This window comes from Caballeronia telluris (assembly GCF_001544495.1).
GTDB classification, from domain to species: domain Bacteria; phylum Pseudomonadota; class Gammaproteobacteria; order Burkholderiales; family Burkholderiaceae; genus Caballeronia; species Caballeronia telluris.
In genome coordinates this window covers 1-1,205 of sequence record NZ_FCNZ02000131.1, presented here as the reverse complement: position 1 = coordinate 1,205, position 1,205 = coordinate 1, and the positions used below count along the sequence as shown (strand labels likewise).

1 protein-coding gene is annotated in these 1,205 nt (G+C 59.6%); it reads left to right on the top strand.

The window, feature by feature from the left end; all coding sequences use genetic code 11:
* The first annotated feature begins 110 nt into the window (after window positions 1–110).
* A complete protein-coding gene (locus AWB66_RS32545; protein WP_087634055.1) occupies window positions 111–1,148 on the top strand; it encodes an IS481 family transposase in 1,038 nt (345 codons plus the stop codon).
* Window positions 1,149–1,205: the final 57 nt, after the last annotated feature.

Here is a 1,205-nt window from a genome sequence, read left to right as displayed (position 1 = left end):
AGTGGACTAGACTAAATCTGACAGTGGTCGGTTTCTCGTGCTGATGCGCGTTGGCGCGGAGGGCGTAGCCCGAAGCGGTGACGCGCGCGGCGAACCGCAAGGAGTCCACCATGACTCAGGAACAGAAAGTCATCCGCGCCAAGGTCGGCATGCTCGAATTGGCCCGGCAGCTGGGCAATGTCAGCCAGGCTTGCCGCGTAATGGGATATTCCCGCGACAGCTTCTACCGCTTCAAGGAACTGTACGATAAGGGCGGCGAAGCCGCCCTGCAGGAAATCTCCTGCCATCGTCCGTTGCCCAAGAACCGCGCGGATCCGCAGGTCGAGGCAGCGGTGGTCGAACTGGCTCTGGAACTGCCTGCCCACGGCCAGATCCGTATTGCCAACGAAGTGCGCAAGCGCCATGCCCTGAGCGTCTCGCCGCAGGGTGTGCGCAGCATCTGGCTGCGTCACGATCTCGAGACCATGAACAAGCGCTTGAAGGCGCTGGAGGCGAAATCCGCCCAGGAAGGACTGGTGCTGACCGAATCGCAGCTCACCGCGCTTGAACGTGCCAAACTGGAAAAGGAAACGCACGGCGAATTCGAATCGGAATGCCCCGGCTATTGCGGCGCTCAGGACACCTTCTATGTCGGCACGCTTAAGGGCGTGGGCCGCGTCTACCAGCAGACCTTCGTCGACACCTACTCGAAGGTGGCGTTAGCCAAACTCTACGACCGCAAGACGCCGCTGCCGGCGGCCGATCTGCTCAACGATCGCGTCGTACCGTTCTTCGACAGCTACGGCATCCCGCTCACACGCGTGCTCACCGATCGGGGCACCGAGTATTGCGGCAACCCCGAGCATCACGAATACGAACTCTACCTGGCCGTCGAGAACATTGATCACACCCGCACCAAAGCACGTTCGCCGCAGACCAACGGCATCGTCGAGCGGCTTCATAAGACCATGCTCAACGAGTTCTATCGCATCGCATTCCGCAGGAAGATCTACGACTCGATCCCGGCGTTGCAGACCGATCTGGATGAATGGCTTGACCAGTACAACAATGAGCGCGAACATCAGGGACGATGGTGCTACGGCAAGACGCCCATGCGCACCTTCCTTGATTCACTCGAACTCGCCAGGGAGAAACTGATCCCTCACTGAATAAGCTTCTCCCTTTGCTTCCCCGACTACCTGTCAGATGCAGTCCAGGCTAATACA

Bases quoted from the DNA above. Each gene is read 5' to 3' on its own strand.
- AWB66_RS32545 (WP_087634055.1), top strand. From the start codon at position 111: ATGACTCAGGAACAGAAAGTCATCCGCGCCAAGGTCGGCATGCTCGAA.